Here is a 19,553-nt window from a genome sequence, read left to right on the forward strand (position 1 = left end):
TGGAACCTATGTTTCCTGACAACCTGACATTCTCCATCGCCGACTGGGTCAACGGCTGGGTCGACGCCCTGGTGACCAACTACGGCGATGTGTTCCGGCACATTTCCGACACCCTGCTTTGGGCCATCGTCAGTCTCGAAGGCCTGCTGCGTGCCACACCCTGGTGGCTGATGCTGGGGGTGGTGGCGGTCATCGCCTGGCACGCCACCCGGCGTGTACTGCCGACCTTGGTGATCACCGGCTTGTTGTTCCTGGTCGGCGCTGTCGGCCTCTGGGACAAGTTGATGCAGACGTTGGCACTGATGCTGGTCGCCACCGTGATCTCGGTGCTGGTGGGCATTCCGCTGGGCATCCTGTCGGCGCGCAGCAACCGCTTGCGCGCAGTGTTGATGCCATTGCTGGACATCATGCAGACCATGCCAAGCTTCGTGTACCTGATTCCGGTGCTGATGCTGTTCGGCCTGGGCAAGGTGCCGGCGATCTTCGCCACGGTGATCTACGCCGCGCCGCCCCTGATCCGCCTGACCGACCTGGGGATTCGTCAGGTCGACGGTGAAGTGATGGAGGCCATCAACGCCTTCGGCGCCAACCGCTGGCAACAGCTGTTCGGCGTGCAGTTGCCACTGGCATTGCCCAGCATCATGGCCGGCATCAACCAGACCACCATGATGGCGCTGTCGATGGTGGTGATTGCCTCGATGATCGGCGCCCGGGGGCTGGGCGAAGACGTGCTGGTCGGTATCCAGACCCTGAACGTCGGCCGCGGCCTCGAAGCGGGTCTGGCGATCGTCATTCTCGCGGTGGTGATCGACCGCATTACCCAGGCCTATGGCCGGCCACGCCACGAGGTGAGCAAATGAGCACGCAGGCGATCAGCAAGATCGAGGTGAAGAACGTCTTCAAGATCTTCGGCGACCGTGCCGAGGAAGCCTTGCAACTGATCCGCAACAAGCAGGGCAAGGAGCAGGTGCTGGCGCAGACGGGTTGCGTGGTCGGGGTCAACGACCTGTCGCTGTCCATCGGCAGCGGCGAGATCTTCGTAATCATGGGCCTGTCCGGTTCCGGCAAGTCGACCCTGGTGCGCCACTTCAACCGGCTGATCGACCCCACCAGTGGGCAGATCCTGGTCGATGGCGAGGACATTCTGAAATACGACATGGAAGCCTTGCGCGAGTTTCGCCGGCGCAAGATCAGCATGGTGTTCCAGAGTTTTGGCCTGTTGCCGCACCGCAACGTGCTGGACAACGTCGCCTATGGCCTGAAGGTGCGGGGCGAGAGCAAGCAACTGTGCGCAGAGCGCGCTCAGCAGTGGATCGAGACCGTCGGTCTGAAGGGCTACGAGAAGAAGTATCCGCACCAGCTGTCGGGCGGCATGCGCCAGCGCGTCGGCCTGGCCCGGGCCTTGGCGGCGGACACCGACATCATCCTCATGGACGAGGCGTTCAGCGCCCTGGACCCGCTGATCCGCGCTGAAATGCAGGACCAATTGCTCGAACTGCAGAAAACGCTGCACAAGACCATCGTGTTCATCACCCATGACCTGGATGAAGCCGTGCGCATTGGCAACCGCATCGCCATTCTCAAGGATGGCCGCCTGATCCAGGTCGGTACGCCGCACCAGATCCTTCACAACCCGGCCGACGAATACGTCGACCGTTTTGTCCAGCGCCGCGCTGTTGCGGTATGAGGAGCGCCATGTCGCAAGCTGAAACCGTCGTCATCACTGGCGCCCTGGTGCGCTGGCAGGACATCGCCGCCGTCGCCCGCCATGGCGCGCGCCTTGAGCTGGCACCTTTGGTGTGGGCGCGTATCGACAACGCCCAGGCCATCGTGCGGCATATCGTCGACAGTGGTGAGCGTGCCTATGGGGTCAACACCGGCCTCGGCGCGCTGTGCAACGTATCGCTGCAAGGCGAGCAACTGAGCGCGCTGTCGCGCAACACCTTGCTCAGTCACGCCTGCGGCGTGGGGCCGGCGCTGCCCGATGAGCAGACCAGGGCGATCATCTGCGCCGCCATCGTCAACTACAGCCATGGCAAGTCCGGCCTGCAGCGTGGCGTGGTCGAAGCGCTGCTTGCACTGCTCAACCACGGCATCACCCCGCAGGTGCCGTCCCAGGGTTCGGTGGGCTACCTGACCCACATGGCCCATGTCGGTGTGTGCCTGCTGGGTATCGGCAGGGTCAGCTATCGCGGGCAGGTCGTGGAAGCCGCCCAGGCCCTGAGTGCCGAAGGGCTGGAGCCTGTCCAGCTGGGTGCCAAGGACGGCCTGTGCCTGGTCAATGGCACGCCGTGCATGACCGGCTTGGCCAGCTTGGCCGTGGACGATGCCAGCCGCTTGCTGCAATGGGCCGATGTGATCGGGGCCATGAGTTTCGAAGCGTTGCGTGGTCAGATCGCCGCCTTCGACCCCGAGATCATCGCCCTCAAACCTCATGCGGGCATGCAGGTGGTGGGTGCGAATCTGCGCGCCTTGCTCGAAGGCAGCGAAGTGATCGCCACCAGCAAGGGTATCCGCACCCAGGATGCGCTGAGCATTCGTTCGATCCCGCAGGTGCATGGCGCTGCCCGTGACCAATTGGCCCACGCGGTGCGGCAGATCGAGGCGGAACTCAACGGTGCCAACGACAACCCGTTGCTGCTGGGCACGCCGGACGATTTCCGCGTGGTCTCTCAGGCCAACCCCCACGGCCAGTCGGTGGCCATGGCGGCGGACCTTCTGGCAATCGCCATGGCCGAGATCGGCTCGATCGCCGAGCGTCGTCTGGACCGTCTGGTGAACCCGCATGTCAGCGGCCTGCCGGCATTCCTGGTCAGCGACCCTGGAGTCAACTCGGGCATGATGATCGCCCAGTACGTCGCGGCCTCGCTGTGCGCACAGAACCGTCAGCTGGCGCAACCGGCGGTGCTCGACAACTTCGTCACCTCGGGCTTGCAGGAAGACCACCTGAGCCTGGGCACCAATGCCGCCTTGAAGCTGCACCAAGTCCTGGAGAACTGCACGCAGATCCTCGCCATCGAGTACCTGCTGGCAGCCCAGGCCTTCGAGTTTCTCAAGGAGCAGCGCTTCGGCGTCGGTACCGACGCTGCCTGGCGCCTGCTGCGCAAACAGGTTCCGGCCTACCTGCAGGATCGTTGGCTGGCACCGGACATCGCCTGTGCCGCAGCCCTGCTCAAAGATCCCCGGTTGCCGCAGCCTGTGCTGTCGGCGCTGAACTGAACAATAACAAGGAGCCAGCACATGGAAGCTTTCAACCTCGTTCCCGGCAGCCTGACTTTGGCCCAATTGCGCCGGATCCACCATGCACCGGTTCGGCTGACGCTGGACCCAAGTGCTGACGCTGGGATCGACGCCAGCGTCGCCTGTGTCGAGCGCATCATCGCCGAAGACCGCACTGCCTACGGCATCAACACCGGTTTCGGTCTGCTCGCCTCGACCCGTATCGCCAGCCACGACCTGGAGAACTTGCAGCGCTCGCTGGTGCTGTCCCATGCAGCCGGCATCGGCGCGCCACTGGACGATGCCATGGTGCGGCTGATCATGGTGCTGAAGATCAACAGCCTGAGCCGCGGTTTCTCGGGCATCCGGCGCAAGGTGATCGATGCGCTGATTGCCTTGGTCAACGCCGAGGTCTACCCGCACATCCCGCTCAAAGGGTCGGTCGGTGCTTCCGGCGACCTCGCACCGCTGGCGCACATGTCGCTGGTCTTGCTGGGCGAAGGTAAGGCGCGCTACCAAGGTGAATGGCTCCCCGCCAACCAAGCCCTGGCTGTGGCGGGCCTCGAGCCGCTGACCCTGGCTGCCAAGGAAGGTCTGGCGCTGCTCAACGGCACCCAGGCCTCCACCGCCTACGCCTTGCGCGGGCTGTTCCAGGCCGAAGACCTGTTCGCCGCGGCCATCGCCTGTGGTGGGTTGACCGTGGAAGCCGCGCTGGGCTCGCGTGCACCGTTCGATGCCCGCATCCATGCGGCGCGCGGCCAGCCTGGACAGATCGACACCGCAGCCTGCTTCCGTGATTTGCTGAGCGACTCGACCGAAGTGTCGCGCTCGCACCAGAACTGCGGCAAGGTCCAGGACCCGTACTCCCTGCGGTGCCAGCCTCAAGTCATGGGGGCTTGCCTGACCCAGTTGCGTCAGGCAGCGCAGGTGCTGGCAGTGGAGTCCAATGCCGTGTCCGACAACCCATTGGTATTCGCCGAGCAGGGCGATGTGATTTCCGGTGGCAACTTCCACGCCGAACCGGTAGCCATGGCCGCGGACAACATCGCCCTGGCGATTGCCGAGATCGGTGCGCTGAGCGAGCGCCGCATCTCGCTGATGATGGACAAGCACATGTCCCAGCTACCGCCGTTCCTGGTGGAAAACGGCGGGGTGAACTCAGGGTTCATGATCGCCCAGGTCACCGCTGCCGCATTGGCCAGCGAAAACAAGGCCCTGTCCCATCCGCACAGTGTCGACAGCCTGCCGACCTCGGCCAACCAGGAAGACCATGTGTCCATGGCGCCGGCCGCTGGCAAGCGTCTGTGGGAAATGGCCGAGAACACCCGGGGCGTGCTGGCCATCGAATGGCTGGGCGCCTGTCAGGGCTTGGACCTGCGCGAGGGGCTGAAAACCTCGGTGAAACTGGAGCAGGCGCGCCAGGTGCTGCGCCGCGAGGTGCCGCACTATGACCGCGACCGCTTCTTCTCGCCGGACATCGAAGTGGCCAGCGCCTTGTTGGCTGAAGGCAAATTGACCGCGCTGTTGCCGGCCGGCGTGCTGCCAAGCCTCTGACAGGAGTACCCATATGAGAACGCTTTGGCAGCACTGCCACGCGGCAACCATGGCCCAAGGCAGCTACTCGATCATCGAGGACGCGGCCATTGTCAGTAGCGCAGGGCTGATCGAATGGATCGGCCCGCGTGGCGAACTGCCGACGCTAGAGATCGACCGCACGGTGGACCTGAACGGCGCCTGGGTCACTCCAGGCTTGATCGACTGCCACACCCACGCCGTGTTTGGCGGCAATCGCAGCGGTGAATTCGAGCAGCGCCTGCAAGGCGTGAGCTACGCCGAGATCGCCGCGCAAGGCGGCGGCATCGCCAGTACCGTGCGGGCCACACGCGCAGCCAGCGAGGACGCGTTGTTCGCCAGTGCCAGGCAGCGAGTCCAGGCGCTGATGCGCGATGGCGTGACGGCGATCGAGATCAAGTCCGGCTACGGCCTGGACCTGGCCAACGAACGCAAGATGCTGCGCGTCGCGCGGCGCTTGGCCGAAGAGCTGCCGGTGGCCGTGCGCGCCACCTGCCTGGCGGCCCACGCCCTGCCGCCGGAGTATGCCGGCAGGGCCGATGACTACATCGCCCACATCTGTGACGAGATGCTGCCTGCGCTGGCCGAGGAAGGGCTGGTGGACGCCGTGGATGCCTTCTGTGAACACCTGGCGTTCTCGCCCGACCAGGTGGAGCGGGTGTTCATAAAGGCGCGCGAACTGGGCCTGCCGGTCAAGCTGCATGCCGAACAGTTGTCGTCACTGCACGGTTCGAGCCTGGCGGCACGCTATCAGGCGTTGTCGGCAGATCATCTGGAGTTCATGACCGAAGACGATGCAATTGCCATGGCCAAGGCCGGCACGGTGGCCGTCTTGCTGCCAGGCGCCTTCTACTTCCTGCGTGAAACCCAACTGCCGCCGATGGATGCCCTGCGCCGTCATGGCGTGAGAATCGCCCTGGCCAGCGACCTCAACCCCGGCACCTCGCCTGGGCTGTCGTTACGGCTGATGTTGAACATGGGCTGCACGCTGTTTCGCATGACGCCGGAGGAGGCGCTGGCAGGGGTGACCCTGCATGCCGCCATGGCGTTGGGCCTGGGTGCCAGTCACGGTTCGCTGGAGCCTGGCAAGGCGGCGGACTTCGTCGCCTGGCGGATCGAGCGCCCCGCCGACCTGGCCTACTGGCTCGGGGGGGACTTGCCCAAGCGTATCGTGCGCATGGGTCACGAGATTTCCAATTGAGCGAGACGAGATGGACAAGGTACTGAGTTTCCACCAAGGCACGCTGCCGTTGCTGATCAGCATGCCCCATGCCGGCCTGAAACTGTCTGCCACGGTGCGTGATGGGCTGGTCGATCAGGCCCGCAGCCTGCCGGATACCGACTGGCATATCCCCCGGTTGTACGATTTTGCCCGTGAGCTGGGTGCCAGCGTCGTAGCGGCGGAGTACTCGCGGTTTGTCATCGACCTGAATCGTCCCGACGATGACAAGCCCCTGTACGCTGGTGCTACCACTGGCCTTTATCCGGCCACGCTGTTCGACGGCGAGCCTCTGTTCAAGGACGGCCTGGCGCCCAGTGGCGAAGAGCGCAAGACCTACCTGGAGCGAATTTGGCGTCCCTACCACGACACTGTCCGTCACGAGCTGGCGCGCCTGCGTGAAATCCATGGCTACGCCCTGTTGTGGGATGCCCACTCGATCCGTTCGGTGATTCCGCACTTGTTCGACGGCACGTTGCCCGACTTCAACCTGGGGACCTTCAACGGCAACAGTTGCGATGCTCAGCTGGCCGAGCGGCTGGAGAAGGTTTGCGCCGAGGCCAAGGGTTACACCCACGTCCTGAATGGGCGTTTCAAGGGCGGGCATATCACCCGTCACTACGGTCAGCCGGCCTCGCATGTCCATGCGGTGCAGCTTGAGCTGGCGCAAAGTACCTACATGGAGGAGGTGGAACCCTTCGCCTACCGCGAGGACCTCGCAGCGCCAACCCAGAAGGTGCTGAGGCAATTGCTCACGGCGATGCTTGATTGGGGGCGTGAACGCTACCCTGGCTGATGGCCGGGTACGGCCTGCGCAGTGCCGTGGAGCAGTCTGCGCAGGCTGGCCTGGTGAGGTGGGTGGCGGCTACGCGCTTGTCGAGCGTGGTCGGCGATCAGGGTTTGCAAAAGCGGTGAGTTCACGGATCAGCCGTGATTCGCGAGCTTTCTTGCTGCGATCCAAGGCGTCGAGCGCTTCGGTAAGGGTGCTGAGCGGGCTGTCGGCATGTTGCTCCGACAGTTCGGTTACCTGGGCGCGATAGGTGTTCTCGATATCGGCGAACCGTTCGGCGTGGGTCAGGCGCAGGTGTTGCACCCAGCGCTCGTTCCCTTCGGCGAAGTGCAGGAAGTCCTCGCCCAGTTCGCCACGCTGTACCTGCAACTCCGCATCGGTCAGTTCCTCGATGCTGGCGTTGATCGCATAGCGCAGGCTGTCCACGGGTTGGCCGAGTTCCAGGGGGACGTTCAACTCGCGCAGGTAGGTCAGGCGCACCTCCGCTTCGTCCCTGTCGCCGGTCTCCCGCTTGGCCACTTCGTCCAGCGTGTGCAGGCGATACAGGCGTCGTACCTCCCGGTACAGGTTGGCCTCGGAATCGACCCCGTCGATCTGCAAGCGTTGGTTGGCCATGTAGAACTCGATGTTCTTGAAAGCCAGCAGTGCCCCGTCATGGCAGGTCTGGCTACCGTTCTCCTGGGGCAGGGCTTCCCTGGCCTGGAGGTTGAACAACACCAGGTCGTCCGGGTTGAGCAAGGCCTGGACCAGCACCTTGCGCACCCGCTCGCAGAACGCCAGGCGAGTGCTGCCGTTCTGGTAAGACGCGGTATTTTTCAGGCGACCCACCAGCATCAACAGGTCGTTTGCCGCGCCGGATGCTTCGAGTTGCTGCCAACAATCGCTCATGGCCTGATTTTCGACCTCCGATGCCAGCAGCCAGTCGTCCAGGCGTGGCTCATCGCTGAGCGTGTCGAGCACGGGCGAATGGAAATGGCCGAACCAATCGCCGTCGTCCGAAGAGTCTGGAGCATCCATGGCGAAGGTAAAACTGCGCTGACTGTCCGAAGACAGCCGGGCACGGTAGACCGTTTCGTCGGTCAGTGGGTTGTTCAGCAACAGGATCGAGCTGATGGGAAGGTCGCTATCGAGGTTGGCCAGGACATTCGCCGGCAATTCGGTGAGGCGGTTGTCACTCAGGTCCAGCATCTCCAGGGGAAGCAGACTGTCGACCCAGCTGGGCCAATGCCTCAAGCCCATCTCGTTCAGGTCCAGTCGACGCAACGAGCGCAGGGCCGGCGGCGTGGTGGTGATCTGGCCCATCCGGTTACCGCTGAGGTCCAGTGTATCGAGGCTGTGCAGGCGCCCAAGCGTATCGAGTACGGCCTGGTCGATCTCCAGCCCGGAGTTGCGCAGTGCGAGTTCGGTCAGGTTGGGCAGACGCAGCAGTGCCGACGGCAGTGTCTGCTGTGCCTGGAGATAACTGTCGACGGTCAGGCGAGTGACCTGCGCGAAGCGGCCTAGCAGTTCGCTCAACTGGTTGCTGGTGCCTCTGACGCGCTCCAGTGTGAGGCTGCGTACCTGGTCTGTGAAGAACGCGGGCAAACGCCTGGGGAAATGTTCCAGTGAAATGCCCTCCAGGCGCAGTGGCGAGCGCGTCAGGCCGATCTCTTGGTTGTGCCAGAAATCGGACAGGGCCGTTGCGATGCGCATTCGACTGGCCATTACCGCCTGACTGAGGATAGCAGTCGAGCTGGAGGCATTGACGTAGTTATCGATAAGGTCGCGCAACTGCTGCCGCCGCTCCAGCAGCAGGGCGAGGTGGGCCCTGAAATCGGCGGTCTGGTCCATTTCGAAGCGGGCTGCGCGACCATCTTCGCTCAGCAGCACACGTTGCATCTCGTCCTCGAAGATCTGGTTGCCCTGCAAAGAGAGCTGGGCATGCTCGGCGACGCTGACGCGGTTGCTCAGGAGCAGGTTGGGCAACACCCTGATCTGATTGTTGCGCAGGGAAATGTGACGTATGTGGCTGACGGCGTTGTAGCCCAGGCCGCGTGGCCAATGGTCCAGGTTCATATTGTCCAGGCCGAGGTAATCCAGCGTCAGTTCGTCGAAGCTGGGGGGGTATTCCTCCGAGAGCCGATTACCGCTCAGGTCCAGGCGTCGCAGGCTCGTCAGTGTCATCAGGCTGTCGATGTCCGTTGCCGACAGCGACAGGTTCTGATGGGTAAGGCTGAGCGATTCGAGTGAATGAACGTGCTGGGCAATCAGTGGCAGGCTGAACTGGAACGGAGAGGGCGGCGCATCAGGTCGATAGGCGCGGCTGATGTCCAAGGTCCTCAGGTTCGAAAACTGTCGCAGCAGGTTGTTCAGTTGTGGCGCGTGCCGAGTCCAGCCTTCGAAGGCTTCGGGTGATGTGTCGACCAGTTGCAGGTCGGTAACGCCCTCGGTGAAGAACTCCGGCAAATTGAGCGGGAATTCGAGCAAGGACAGGCGTTCGAGCCGCAGCGGCTGACTGGCCGGAGCAAATGCACTGTCGTACCAGTACTGCGAAATGGTGCTTAGCAGTCGCTCCAAGTGATCAGCCGGCTGATGGGGCATGCGTTCGGCCAGTCGCCGCCATTGCCCGAGGCTGCTGTGCAACTGATTGCGCTGGCCCATCAGGTTTTGTAGCAGGTCGTTGATCGAGGTGCGTGTCATGCCTCGGCTTTCCAGGGCGGCCAAGGTCTGTTCGGCAGGCCTGGGGACTGGTGCGTGAAGCCCTATCTGGCGGATGGCGTTGAGCAACGTTTGCCGGGAAATGCTGGTGATGCGAGGGCGAGTGCCACCCAGCGGGTAGCCGATGCGGCCATCCGCCAGGCGCATGGGCGAGCGAAAACCTGGACGCACAGGCTGCATTCCCAGCACCTTGCGCAAGGCCGCACGCGTTAATGGAGTGCCTTGCTGAACCAATCGTTTGAGCGCCTGCCCATGCGTTACGCCCAGCGCCTGGCGCTGCGTGGGTGCAAGCACTTCGAATAGAGCCCCGTACAGTGAGCCGTGAGCGAAAATCGGTTGGTCGAGGCTGTCACTGTCCACCACGACGTAACCGGTGTGCGTGCAGATGATCGTTTTGCGTCCCGACGCATCATGCGGGCCAATGCTGTCGGCCTGGGTCGGTGAATGCAGGCGCTGCTCCAGGGTGATAGCGATATCGGGTGACCAGCTAGGCCGGCCTTCCAGGGTGTGCAGGACCAGCAGGTCGGTATCCCAGTTGCGCACATTCTCCAGGTACAGGCCTTCATAGGCGCGATTGAGCCTTACCTGCTGTTGCAGCAGGCGGGCCTCTTCGGCGAGGCGCCGAGGGATTCTTCCCGTGCGCAGCTCGGCCAGTTCGTCCGGCACGACGTTTTGCAGCAGCTCTTCGATGACCGGCTTCGGGAGGTTCGGGTAGCGCGAGCGGACAGTATCGGCGCCGGGGAAGACGCTGACGGGTTGCTCCAGGTACTGCGCCTGGAATGCGGCATGGATGTGGCCGGGCTCTGTCAGCTCGGGCTGCTGGGTGATCGACCGGTACAACTCGAAGCGGGTCATCGAGTCTTGCAGGGGCCCCGGCAGTCGGTGCTGCTCGATGACTGTCCGTCGCAGGACATCCTCATCGGTACCACTCACACGCAGCAGGCGCACCGCTGTCCGATCATCGAACCTTGTGCTCAGGTGGCTGGCGCGGCGGAACAATGCCAGTTCCTGCCATTGCTCGGGGCGGTCCAGGGGATGCAACCAGGCGCCCGCGCCATTATGACGCAGCGGTGGTTCATAGCTCAAAGGACGGACGGGGTGAACGAGGCGATATTCATTCTGGGGAGGTGACTGTTCGACCCTGTAGGTTTCGCCGTCGATGGGTAGCCAGGTCTTGCCGTCATGGTGGTACAGACCGGCCTCGTCAGGTTCGAGGCCGGCAGGCAGCACAATGTCATGAGCGAACGGCTTGAGGTCTGGCTGCCACAGGCGAGTATCGCCGTCGGGCAGGGTGACAGGTTCGAGCGCTTCGATGAACGAAGGCGTTTCCACCGAAATACGCTCGATGGCGGGCGTGCCATTGGCTCCGCCCGTTGCGCCCAGCACGCCTAGGAGAGCGACGTTTTCCACCACGTCCAGCAAATAGTCGAATGCTTGATCCCGGTCGCCGTCTGCCCAGCTCTCGACGCCTTCGTACACTTCGTAACTCAGTTGGATGGCCGAGAGGCCCAGCATCAGCGCGCCCAGGCCGGGTACGACGAACGCACCGATATTCAGTGCGGTGAATGCCAGTTGCTCGAAATAGGCACGCCGTTTCTGCGCACTTTTCTGGTCCTCGAACGCAGTCGGTACGGCATGGAACAGCGCGTCATCCTTGAACCGAAGCTGTTTCTGACGGGCCAGTTCATCGGCGAGCGGACGGGTGATCGGTTGCAAGGTGACCGGGACCCAGGCGTCGGGGTCGCGTACCCGCTGGGCCTGGCCACCCTGATGCCCCGGCTTCGGGGTGTACGTGGTCCAGTCGATCGGTTGCAGGCAATCGCGCAACCTGGTGATGAACGTGGCGCTGTCGCGAGCCGCTACGGCCTGCTGCAGGTGGCGCACCTCCATGGCCCACAATTGCTCCCGCAGATGCGCCTGAGCCTGGTGCACGCCAGCATGGGCCTTCAAGGGTATAGGCGCGCCTGGCAGATAGGTGAGCAGAACGTCCTTGTAGGGCAGGGTGGTCGCGTCGTACCACAGGAGCTGCTCTGGGGACGGCACGACACCGATGACCAGCGCGCCAGTAAGCGGTATTTCAAAAAGGTTGAGGAACGCGCATCGCAGGTAGCCACCCTGGTAGTCGCCCTGGCCATGATCGACGAAGGCCAGAAGGGCTTCATGCAAGGTCTGGTCGATCAGCTCGCCGAGATAAGCCCTATGGATCTCGAGGCGGAACGCCGATTGCTCCGCCGCTGCGAGGGCTGTCGAAGCGTCCTGGATCAAGGCCTGGTATTGGCCGCCAATGTCCAGTTCGCGCACCCGCGCAGCGAACGCGTGTGGCGCAAGCCGCACAGGGTTGCCAGTCGGTTGAAGCCCCTGGAAAGCGTTGCTGTCCAGCACGCTGGACACCAGCGTTTCGCCATCGAGCCCCCCAGGCAGCGCTTCGGCTGCTTCAAAATTCTGCAGGGCACAGTGCAGCAAGGACTGCGTCGCAAGCCTGAAGGCCCGCTGGGCGCCAATGAGCGGATCGCCATTGACGGGCGCCTGGTAGGCTTGGGCCTTGCTTGCGTTGAACAGAAAGGTCTGGGTGACATCCAGGTCGAGGTCGAATCGCGTTTTCATTGCCGCCGTCAGCTGTTGCCTGGCGAACTGCTCCAGGTCGGGCAAGGACTCGAAGTGGGACCGTACCTGCGCCTGTGCGGTTCGGTAGACCTCATAGTCGCGGGCCAGGCGGCGTGCGACCATCGGTTTGCTGGCGCATGCTTGCAGGAAACCGTGTGGCGCGTCTTTGATCGCCGCACGCATTTGCTCGAACGTGTGTGGCGCAGCGCTGAGCATCCAGGTGGGGAGCTTGGCGAGGATAAGGTCGTGGGGATGAAGGTGCTGGTGGTTATCCAGCGGCAAGTCGCTAAAGGTGGTCATTCGGGCGCCTCGTTCGGTAAAGCGCCGATGCTAGGGACCGCTGTTCTGCTCAAGCACATAACATGATCTATCCATAGACACATGCTCAAAGGCCAATTCAGGTTTATGATGCCCAACGGCAGATTAAATCCTCACACGGAGTGCGTAATGCAGACCCTGTACCCGCAGATCAAACCCTACGCCCGGCACGATCTGGCCGTGGAAGCGCCGCATGTGCTGTATGTCGACGAGAGCGGTTCGCCAGAAGGTCTGCCGGTGGTGTTCATCCACGGGGGGCCAGGCGCGGGCTGCGATGCCCAGAGCCGTTGCTACTTCGATCCCAACCTGTATCGCATCATCACCTTCGACCAGCGCGGCTGTGGCCGCTCCACGCCTCATGCGAGCCTGGAGAACAACACCACCTGGCATCTGGTCGAGGACCTGGAGCGCATTCGCAAGCACCTGGGTATCGACAAGTGGGTGCTGTTCGGTGGCTCGTGGGGTTCTACCCTGGCCCTGGCCTATGCCCAGACCCACCCCGAGCGGGTCCACGGCCTGATCCTGCGCGGCATTTTCCTGTGCAGGCCGCAGGAGATCGAATGGTTCTACCAGGAAGGTGCCAGCCGCTTGTTCCCTGACTACTGGCAGGACTACATCGCACCGATTCCGCCGGAGGAGCGAGGTGACTTGGTCAAGGCCTTCCACAAGCGCCTGACCGGCAACGACCAGATCGCCCAGATGCATGCCGCCAAGGCGTGGTCCACCTGGGAGGGTCGCACCGCTACGCTGCGCCCGAATCCGCTGGTGGTCGATCGATTCTCCGAGCCTCAGCGGGCGTTGTCGATCGCCCGCATCGAGTGCCATTACTTCATGAACAACGCCTTCCTCGAACCGGACCAGCTGATCCGTGACATGCCGAAGATCGCCCACTTGCCGGCGGTGATCGTGCATGGTCGCTACGACGTGATCTGCCCGCTGGACAACGCCTGGGCGCTGCATCAGGCCTGGCCGAACAGCGAGCTCAAGGTCATTCGCGATGCCGGTCATGCCGCTTCCGAGCCGGGTATCACCGATGCGCTGGTGCGTGCCGCCGACCAGATGGCCCGCCGTTTGCTTGATCTGCCACTGGAAGAAGCATGAAGGGGTTGTTGCAACGGGTACGCGGCGCAAGGGTAGAGGTAGCGGGCGAGATCGTCGGGGCCGTCGACCAGGGTTTGTTGGTGCTGGTGGCCGTCGAACCTGGGGATACCCGCGAACATGCCGACAAATTGCTGCACAAGCTGCTCAACTATCGGGTGTTCAGCGACGAGCAGGGCAAGATGAACTTGTCCCTCAAGGATGTAGCGGGTGGTTTGCTGCTGGTGTCCCAGTTCACTCTGGCCGCCGACACACGAAGTGGGATGCGTCCGAGCTTCTCGACAGCCGCTTCACCTGCCTTGGGCGCCGAGCTGTTCGACTATCTTTTGCAGCAAGCCAAGGGCCAGCACGCCGATGTGGCCAGCGGGCGCTTCGGTGCCGACATGCAGGTGCATCTGGTCAATGATGGCCCCGTAACATTTATGTTACAAATATGAGGTCGAAAAACCCCTTGTTTGTAGGAAAACAAGGGGTTTTGTACGATAAATAGTTGCTCCAGCCTGATGCGTTGTAACGCGACCTGCTGGATAATCGCGCGCTGCGTGGACCTGCGTTCGCAGGTTCGTTTTACTCTGACTTGAGCATTGTCTGGATCCGTTTGGGGAATCATTGCGCCCTTACGGGGTCCGAACAGTGCTCGCCAACCCGGCATTGGTCGCTGGCCGTTGGTTTCATGATCTGTTTTCGGCGAGGGTTGCTCGTGATTGTTAGTCCCCATAATGCATCAAGAATCCCCGGCAATCGGTTTCGCAAGGCTCTGATGGCCAGCGTGGCGCTGGTTGGCCTGATGAGCGCGGGCCAGCTGTGGGCATTCAATCTTGACGATGTTGCAGCCAAGGCAAAGGATCTGGCCGGCCAGAAGTACGAAGCACCGAAAAGCAACCTGCCTGCGGTTTTCCGCGACATGAAGTTCGCCGACTACCAGAAGATTCGCTTCCTGCAGGAGAAAGCGGAGTGGGCCACGGACAAGACCCCCTTCAAGCTGTCCTTCTATCACCAGGGCATGCACTTCGACACCCCGGTGAAGATCAACGAAGTCACCGCCACCAAGGTCGAGGAAATCAAGTACGACCCGAGCCGCTTCGAGTTCGGTGACGTCCCGCATGACCCGGAAACCACCAAGAACCTGGGCTACGCCGGTTTCCGCGTGCTGTACCCGATCAACAAGGCCGACAAGCAGGACGAGATCATGACCCTGCTTGGTGCCAGCTACTTCCGCGTTGTGGGCAAGGGCCACGTGTACGGCCTGTCGGCCCGTGGCCTTGCCATCGACACCGCGCTGCCGTCGGGCGAGGAGTTCCCGCGCTTCACCGAATTCTGGGTCGAGAAGCCGAAGCCTGCCGACAAGCACCTGGTGATCTACGCCCTGCTCGACTCGCCACGCTCCACTGGCGCCTACAAGCTGACCCTGCGTCCGGGCACCGACACCATCGTCGACGTCAAGTCGCGTGTGTTCCTGCGTGACCAGGTCAGCCGCCTGGGCATCGCGCCGTTGACCAGCATGTTCCTGTTCGGCCCGAACCAGCCGTCGAAGGTCCTGAACTACCGTCCGGCCCTGCACGACTCCGAAGGCCTGGCCATCCATGCCGGCAACGGCGAGTGGCTGTGGCGCCCGCTGAACAACCCGAAACACCTGGCTGTGAGCAACTTCAGCATCGAGAACCCGCGTGGTTTCGGTCTGATGCAGCGTCAGCGCGCGTTCAGCGACTATGAAGACCTCGACGACAACTACCAGAAGCGCCCAAGCGCCTGGATCGAGCCCAAGGGTGACTGGGGCAAGGGTACCGTCGATCTGGTCGAGATCCCGACCGCTGACGAGACCAACGACAATATCGTGGCGTTCTGGAGCCCGGAAAAGCTGCCCGAGCCAGGTAAGCCGTTCGAGTACGACTACCGCCTGCACTGGACCATCGACGATGCCAAGTTCCAGGCCCCTGAGTTGGGCTGGGTCAAGCAGACCCTGCGCTCCACGGGCGATGTCAAGCAGTCCAACCTGATCCGTCAGCCTGACGGCAGCGTGGCCTTCCTGGTCGACTTCGCCGGCCCGGCGCTGGCCAGCTTGCCGGAAGATACCCCGGTGCGTAGCCAGATCAGCGTTGGCGACAACGCCGAGGTGGTCGAAAACAACCTGCGTTACAACCCCGAGACCAAGGGCTGGCGCCTGACCCTGCGCTTGAAGGTCAAGGAAGCCAACAAATCCACCGAAATGCGCGCGGCATTGGTACGCGACGTTCCGGTCGAGCCGGCCAAGGATGCCAAGCAGGACAAGGCTGCCGCCAAGCATGCCAAGGCTGAGAAGGCCGCCAAGACCGAACAGCCAGCCAAGGCCGAACAACCTGCCGCCGATGCGGCGTCCACCAACGGGACCCCGGCCACCACCGAAAAAGTGCTGACCGAGACCTGGAGCTATCAGTTGCCTGCCGATGAGTAACTCAAGCGCACGGCCAGAGTCGCTTCGCGAATACCTGGCCCATCTACCACTGAGCGACGAGCAGCGTGCGGAACTCGCCAGCTGCACATCGTTCAGTGAGCTGCACCAACGTCTGGCGGCCAAACCGGCCGCCGACCCAACCGAGGCCGTGCAGGCCTCGGTCGGCCCGCGCCTGACCGTGGGCAGCGCCGCCGAGCTGGAAGACGCCGAGATGCTCAGCGTCGACGGCAGCGGCCGCCTGTGCCTGAAGATCGCCCCGCCGATCAAACGCACCAAGGTGGTGCCCGAGCCGTGGCGTACCAACGTACTGATTCGCATGTGGCGGCGCATGACCGGCCGCACCAACGCGCCGCAGCCGCCCAAGCGCGAGCTGCCGCCTGCGCGCTGGCGCACCGTGGGCTCGATTCGCCGCTACATCCTGCTGGCCTTGATGATCGGCCAGACCATCGTAGCCGGCTGGTACATGAAGGGCATCCTGCCTTACCAGGGCTGGTCGTTCGTCGACTTCGACGAAGTCGTGCAGCAACCGCTCTGGGATACCGTGGTGCAGGTTTGGCCCTATGCGCTGCAGACGTCCATCCTGATCCTCTTCGGCATTCTGTTCTGCTGGGTATCGGCAGGCTTCTGGACCGCGTTGATGGGCTTCCTCGAGTTGCTCACCGGGCGTGACAAGTACAAGATTTCGGGCAGCAGCGCTGGCAACGAGCCGATTGCCCCCGAAGCGCGCACCGCTCTGGTGATGCCAATCTGCAACGAAGACGTGCCGCGGGTGTTCGCCGGTCTGCGCGCCACCTTCGAGTCGGTGGCCGCCAGCGGTAACCTCGACCGCTTCGACTTCTTCGTGCTCAGCGACACCAACGATACCGACATCGCCGTCGCCGAACAGCAGGCCTGGCTGGACGTATGCCGCGAAACCAAGGGTTTTGGCCGCATCTTCTACCGCCGTCGCCGTCGCCGCGTGAAGCGCAAGAGCGGCAACCTCGACGACTTCTGCCGTCGTTGGGGTGGCGACTACAAGTACATGGTCGTGCTCGACGCCGACAGCGTCATGAGCGGCGAGTGCCTGAGCAGCCTGGTGCGCCTGATGGAGGCCAACCCCGACGCCGGCATCATCCAGACCGGGCCGAAAGCCTCGGGCATGGACACCCTGTATGCACGTCTGCAGCAGTTCGCCACCCGTGTATACGGCCCGCTGTTCACCGCCGGCCTGCACTTCTGGCAGCTGGGCGAGTCGCACTACTGGGGCCATAACGCGATCATCCGCATGAAGCCGTTCATCGAGCACTGCGCCCTGGCGCCGTTGCCTGGCAAGGGCGCCTTCGCCGGTGCGATCCTGTCCCATGACTTCGTCGAAGCCGCGTTGATGCGCCGCGCCGGTTGGGGCGTATGGATCGCCTACGATCTGCCGGGTAGCTACGAAGAGCTGCCGCCGAACCTGCTCGACGAGCTCAAGCGTGACCGTCGCTGGTGCCACGGCAACCTGATGAACTTCCGCCTGTTCCTGGTCAAGGGTATGCACCCGGTCCACCGCGCGGTGTTCCTCACCGGCGTGATGTCGTACCTGTCGGCGCCGTTGTGGTTCCTGTTCCTGGTGCTGTCGACGGCATTGTTGGCGACCAACACGCTGATGGAACCGCAGTATTTCATCGAGCCGTACCAACTCTACCCGCTGTGGCCGCAGTGGCACCCGGAGAAGGCTGTTGCGCTGTTCTCCACCACCATCGTGCTGCTTTTCCTGCCCAAGCTGCTCAGCGTCATCCTGATCTGGGCCAAGGGCGCCACCGAGTACGGCGGTCGCATCAAGGTCACCCTGTCGATGCTGATGGAGATGCTGTTCTCGATGCTGCTTGCCCCGGTGCGGATGATCTTCCATACCCGCTTCGTGCTGGCCGCCTTCCTTGGCTGGGCCGCGACCTGGAACTCGCCGCAGCGTGACGACGACTCCACCCCATGGAGCGAGGCGGTGCGCCGCCATGGCCCGCAGACTTTGCTGGGTATCGCCTGGGCGGCGCTGGTTGCTTGGCTGAACCCCAGCTTCCTGTGGTGGCTGGCGCCGATCGTCGGCTCGCTGGTGCTGTCGATTCCGGTTTCGGTGATCTCCAGCCGTACGCGCCTGGGCCTGGCGGCCAAGGACGAGAAGCTGTTCCTCATCCCTGAGGAATACGCGACGCCACAGGAACTGCTGGCGACCGACCAGTACACCCATGAAAACCGCTGGCACGCCCTGCACGATGGCTTCGTGCGCGCGGTGGTCGACCCACGGCAGAACGCCCTGGCTTGCGCCATGGCCACGGCCCGTCACGGGCAGGCTGCGCCGATCGAGGCGTTGCGTGCCGAGCGTGTGGCCAAGGCGATGGAGGTCGGGCCCAAAGGACTGGATCTCACTACCCGCCTGGCCCTGCTGAGCGACCCGGTGGCGCTCACCCGCCTGCACGAGCAGGTGTGGGCCGAGCACAACGCAGCGTGGATCGACGTGTGGCGTGCTTCGATCAAGAACGACCCGCATTCGCCGCTGTTGCCGCTGCACCCGGAGAACGAAGGCCAGCCGGCGCTGGTCGGCGCCTGATCGGGCCTCTTCGCGGGTGAGCCGCTCCCACAGGGTATTCAACGTCCCTGCAGGAGCGGGTTACCCGCGAAGCGTTTCGGGCCCCACCGATTTTGGCCAACAAAGTCCCCCCCGGCTCTAGGTCCCAGAGCCGCCATGCGTTAGCATCCTTCTCCGATATTCCGCATAGGCCTGTAAGGCCGTGCCAACAATAAGATTCGATTATTTTCTTGCTAGGGGACCTGGTGATGATCAAGAAATACCTCTCGCGACTGCTGGTCGGTGTCACCGCCCTGGTCGCCGTGACGGCGGCCCAGGCTGGCGCCATCGATGACGCGGTCAAGCGTGGCACCCTGCGTGTGGGCATGGACCCCACCTACATGCCGTTCCAGATGACCAACAAGCGCGGCGAAATCATTGGTTTCGAAGTCGATATCCTCAAGGCCATGGCCAAGTCCATGGGCGTCAAGCTGGAGACGGTCTCCACCGCCTATGACGGGATCATCCCGGCCCTGCTGACCGACAAGTTCGACATGATCGGCAGCGGTATGACCCTGACCCAGGAACGTAACCTGCGCCTGAACTTCAGCGAACCCTTCATTGTCGTGGGCCAGACCCTGCTGATCCGCAAGGAGTTGGCGGGCGAGATCAAGTCGTACAAAGACCTGAACAACGAGAAGTACCGCATTACCTCCAAGCTTGGCACCACCGGTGAGATGGTCGCCAAGAAGTTGATCAGCAAAGCCAAGTACCACGGCTACGACAACGAGCAGGAAGCGGTGATGGACGTGGTCAACGGCAAGGCCGACGCCTTCGTCTATGACGCGCCTTACAACGTGGTTGCGGTGGAGAAGGCCGGCGCTGGCAAGCTGCTGTTCCTCGACGAGCCCTTCACCTACGAGCCACTGGCTTTCGGCCTGAAGAAAGGCGACTACGACAGCATCAATTTCATCAACAACTTCCTGCACCAGATCAAGCATGACGGGACCTACGATCGTATTCACGACAAGTGGTTCAAGAACAAGGACTGGCTGAAGGAAATGGAATAAGGCCAGGCCAC

At 63.0% G+C, this 19,553-nt stretch carries 12 protein-coding genes; 11 read left to right on the forward strand and 1 reads right to left on the reverse strand.

What is annotated here, in order from left to right; all coding sequences use genetic code 11:
- The first annotated feature begins 8 nt into the window (after positions 1–8).
- From IF103_RS01850 to hutG, 6 genes are read left to right on the forward strand one after another with little or no spacing between them, the layout of a single operon-like run.
- Entirely contained in the window at positions 9–860 is an 852-nt protein-coding gene (locus IF103_RS01850) for an ABC transporter permease (protein WP_023378294.1), read from the forward strand.
- Positions 857–1,687: a quaternary amine ABC transporter ATP-binding protein gene (locus tag IF103_RS01855; protein WP_023378295.1), complete on the forward strand. Its 831-nt coding sequence runs from the start codon at positions 857–859 to the stop codon at positions 1,685–1,687. Before IF103_RS01850 ends, IF103_RS01855 begins: the two co-directional genes overlap by 4 nt.
- A gap of 8 nt (positions 1,688–1,695) precedes the next feature.
- Positions 1,696–3,219: an HAL/PAL/TAL family ammonia-lyase gene (locus IF103_RS01860; RefSeq protein ID WP_202675827.1), complete on the forward strand. Its 1,524-nt coding sequence runs from the start codon at positions 1,696–1,698 to the stop codon at positions 3,217–3,219.
- Between the two features lie 21 nt (positions 3,220–3,240).
- The gene (gene hutH / locus IF103_RS01865; RefSeq protein ID WP_023378297.1) at positions 3,241–4,773 is read left to right on the forward strand and encodes a histidine ammonia-lyase; all 1,533 of its coding nucleotides are present in this window, start codon (positions 3,241–3,243) and stop codon (positions 4,771–4,773) included.
- 13 nt (positions 4,774–4,786) lie between these two features.
- The gene (hutI, locus tag IF103_RS01870; protein ID WP_023378298.1) at positions 4,787–5,992 is read left to right on the forward strand and encodes an imidazolonepropionase; all 1,206 of its coding nucleotides are present in this window, start codon (positions 4,787–4,789) and stop codon (positions 5,990–5,992) included.
- A 10-nt stretch (positions 5,993–6,002) separates the two neighbouring features.
- Complete coding sequence (gene hutG, locus IF103_RS01875) at positions 6,003–6,806, forward strand: N-formylglutamate deformylase (RefSeq protein ID WP_023378299.1); 804 nt, start codon at positions 6,003–6,005, stop codon at positions 6,804–6,806.
- A 69-nt stretch (positions 6,807–6,875) separates the two neighbouring features.
- Here the strand turns inward: hutG and IF103_RS01880 are convergent, their stop codons facing one another.
- Positions 6,876–12,401, reverse strand: a complete 5,526-nt coding sequence (locus IF103_RS01880; protein WP_202675828.1) for a dermonecrotic toxin domain-containing protein — start codon at positions 12,399–12,401, stop codon at positions 6,876–6,878.
- 147 nt (positions 12,402–12,548) lie between these two features.
- Here IF103_RS01880 and pip point away from each other — a divergent pair, with 147 nt between their 5' ends.
- From pip to IF103_RS01905, 5 genes are all read left to right on the forward strand, one after another.
- A complete protein-coding gene (pip, locus tag IF103_RS01885) occupies positions 12,549–13,520 on the forward strand; it encodes a prolyl aminopeptidase (RefSeq protein WP_023378301.1) in 972 nt (323 codons plus the stop codon).
- The gene (gene dtd, locus IF103_RS01890) at positions 13,517–13,954 is read left to right on the forward strand and encodes a D-aminoacyl-tRNA deacylase (protein ID WP_023378302.1); all 438 of its coding nucleotides are present in this window, start codon (positions 13,517–13,519) and stop codon (positions 13,952–13,954) included. Before pip ends, dtd begins: the two co-directional genes overlap by 4 nt.
- A 263-nt stretch (positions 13,955–14,217) precedes the next feature.
- Positions 14,218–15,948, forward strand: a complete 1,731-nt coding sequence (locus IF103_RS01895; protein WP_202675829.1) for a glucan biosynthesis protein G — start codon at positions 14,218–14,220, stop codon at positions 15,946–15,948.
- Entirely contained in the window at positions 15,941–18,514 is a 2,574-nt protein-coding gene (gene mdoH / locus IF103_RS01900; protein ID WP_023378304.1) for a glucans biosynthesis glucosyltransferase MdoH, read from the forward strand. Before IF103_RS01895 ends, mdoH begins: the two co-directional genes overlap by 8 nt.
- Before the next feature lie 230 nt (positions 18,515–18,744).
- On the forward strand, positions 18,745–19,542 hold the full coding sequence (locus IF103_RS01905) for a transporter substrate-binding domain-containing protein (RefSeq protein ID WP_027907935.1): 798 nt from the start codon (positions 18,745–18,747) through the stop codon (positions 19,540–19,542).
- Positions 19,543–19,553: the final 11 nt, after the last annotated feature.

Origin of the sequence: Pseudomonas sp. SK2, from assembly GCF_016772395.1 — a bacterium.
GTDB lineage: Bacteria > Pseudomonadota > Gammaproteobacteria > Pseudomonadales > Pseudomonadaceae > Aquipseudomonas > Aquipseudomonas taiwanensis.

What these genes read in the sequence shown, in the direction of transcription:
- IF103_RS01850 (WP_023378294.1), top strand. Translation starts at nt 9, where the DNA reads ATGTTTCCTGACAACCTGACATTCTCCATCGCCGACTGGGTCAACGGC.
- IF103_RS01855 (WP_023378295.1), top strand. Translation starts at nt 857, where the DNA reads ATGAGCACGCAGGCGATCAGCAAGATCGAGGTGAAGAACGTCTTCAAG.
- IF103_RS01860 (WP_202675827.1), top strand. Translation starts at nt 1,696, where the DNA reads ATGTCGCAAGCTGAAACCGTCGTCATCACTGGCGCCCTGGTGCGCTGG.
- hutH (WP_023378297.1), top strand. Translation starts at nt 3,241, where the DNA reads ATGGAAGCTTTCAACCTCGTTCCCGGCAGCCTGACTTTGGCCCAATTG.
- hutI (WP_023378298.1), top strand. Translation starts at nt 4,787, where the DNA reads ATGAGAACGCTTTGGCAGCACTGCCACGCGGCAACCATGGCCCAAGGC.
- hutG (WP_023378299.1), top strand. Translation starts at nt 6,003, where the DNA reads ATGGACAAGGTACTGAGTTTCCACCAAGGCACGCTGCCGTTGCTGATC.
- IF103_RS01880 (WP_202675828.1), bottom strand. Translation starts at nt 12,401, where the DNA reads ATGACCACCTTTAGCGACTTGCCGCTGGATAACCACCAGCACCTTCAT.
- pip (WP_023378301.1), top strand. Translation starts at nt 12,549, where the DNA reads ATGCAGACCCTGTACCCGCAGATCAAACCCTACGCCCGGCACGATCTG.
- dtd (WP_023378302.1), top strand. Translation starts at nt 13,517, where the DNA reads ATGAAGGGGTTGTTGCAACGGGTACGCGGCGCAAGGGTAGAGGTAGCG.
- mdoH (WP_023378304.1), top strand. Translation starts at nt 15,941, where the DNA reads ATGAGTAACTCAAGCGCACGGCCAGAGTCGCTTCGCGAATACCTGGCC.